The following is a 1,474-nucleotide window of genomic DNA, read 5'->3' as shown; positions in this document are numbered from 1 at the left end:
GCACGGGCGACGCACATCTTGCGGGCCCCTTCGCCGGCAAGCGCAACGCCGCCCGGCCGGCTCCTACCGATTGTTGCTAGGCCGTTATCCCGGGCGTTGCGCCACGCATCCCCCGACAAAACCAGAAGAAACGCCTGAGGAAATCACCATGAACGCTGCCGTCGAGGTTCTGCAATCCAGCCATCAGCACATCAACCGCGACCGCCTGTGGCAGTCGCTCATGGAACTGGCCAGGCTCGGCGCCACGGTCAAGGGCGGCGTCTGCCGTTTGGCCCTGACCGACCTCGACCGCCAGGCCCGGGATCTGTTCGTGAAGTGGTGCGAGGAGGCCGGTTGCGCGGTCACGGTGGATGGCATCGGCAACATCTTCGCCCGCCGCCCCGGGCGCAATCCGCACCTGCCGCCGGTGATGACCGGCAGCCATATCGACACCCAGCCTACCGGCGGCAAGTTCGATGGCTGCTTTGGTGTGCTGGCCGGGGTGGAAGTGCTGCGCACCCTCAACGACCTCAAGCTGGAAACCGAGGCGCCCCTGGAAGTGGTGGTGTGGACCAACGAAGAAGGCTCGCGCTTTCCGCCGTGCATGATGGGCTCCGGGGTGTTCGCCGAAAAATTCACCCTGCAAGACACCCTGGCCAAGACCGACGTCGATGGCATCAGCGTCGGCGAGGCCCTGAACGCCATCGGCTACGCCGGCACGCGCCCGGTCAGCGGGCATCCGGTGGGCGCCTATTTCGAGGCGCACATCGAGCAAGGCCCGATCCTGGAAGATGAGCGCAAGACCATAGGCGTGGTGCTCGGCGCCCTGGGGCAGAAGTGGTTCGACCTCAAGCTGCGGGGCGTCGAAGCCCATGCCGGCCCGACCCCCATGCACCTGCGCAAGGACGCCCTGGTGGGCGCCGCCGCCGTGGTGGCGGCGGTCAATCGCGCCGCCCTCGGCCACCAGCCTCACGCCTGCGGCACCGTTGGCTGCCTGCAAGCCTACCCGGGTTCGCGCAACGTGATTCCGGGCGAGGTGCGCATGACCCTGGACTTCCGCCACCTGGAGCCGGCGCGCCTGGACTCGATGATTGCCGAGGTGCGCCAGGTGATCGACAACACCTGCGAAGAACACGGCCTGAGCTTCGAACTGACCCCCACCGCGGACTTTCCGCCGCTGTACTTCGACCCGGTGTGCGTCGATGCGGTGCGCGGCGCCGCGCAGGGTTTGGGGTTGTCCCACATGGACATCGTCAGCGGTGCCGGGCATGACGCGATCTTCGTCGCCGAGCTGGGCCCGGCGGGGATGATCTTCGTGCCCTGCGAAGGTGGCATCAGCCACAACGAAATCGAGAACGCCGACCCCGACGACCTCGCCGCCGGCTGCGCCGTGCTGCTGCGCGCCATGCTCGCCGCCTCCCAATCCATCGCCCAACGCCAACCGTAGGAGCCGGCTTGCCGGCGAAGAAGTCCGCAAGAAATGCGCGGCCCATGG

General features: G+C 67.6%; 1 protein-coding gene. It reads left to right on the top strand.

What is annotated here, in order from left to right; translation table 11 throughout:
* Positions 1–148: 148 nt before the first annotated feature.
* Positions 149–1,426 (top strand): Zn-dependent hydrolase, encoded by a 1,278-nt coding sequence (locus F6S12_RS31685; RefSeq protein WP_315869851.1) that lies wholly within the window; start codon positions 149–151, stop codon positions 1,424–1,426.
* Positions 1,427–1,474: the final 48 nt, after the last annotated feature.

Origin of the sequence: Pseudomonas sp. JV245A (genome assembly GCF_032424515.1) — a bacterium.
GTDB classification, from domain to species: domain Bacteria; phylum Pseudomonadota; class Gammaproteobacteria; order Pseudomonadales; family Pseudomonadaceae; genus Aquipseudomonas; species Aquipseudomonas protegens.
This window is presented reverse-complemented; position numbering and strand designations above follow the sequence as displayed.

Excerpts from the sequence above, each read along its gene's own strand:
- F6S12_RS31685 (WP_315869851.1), top strand. The coding sequence starts at position 149 with ATGAACGCTGCCGTCGAGGTTCTGCAATCCAGCCATCAGCACATCAAC.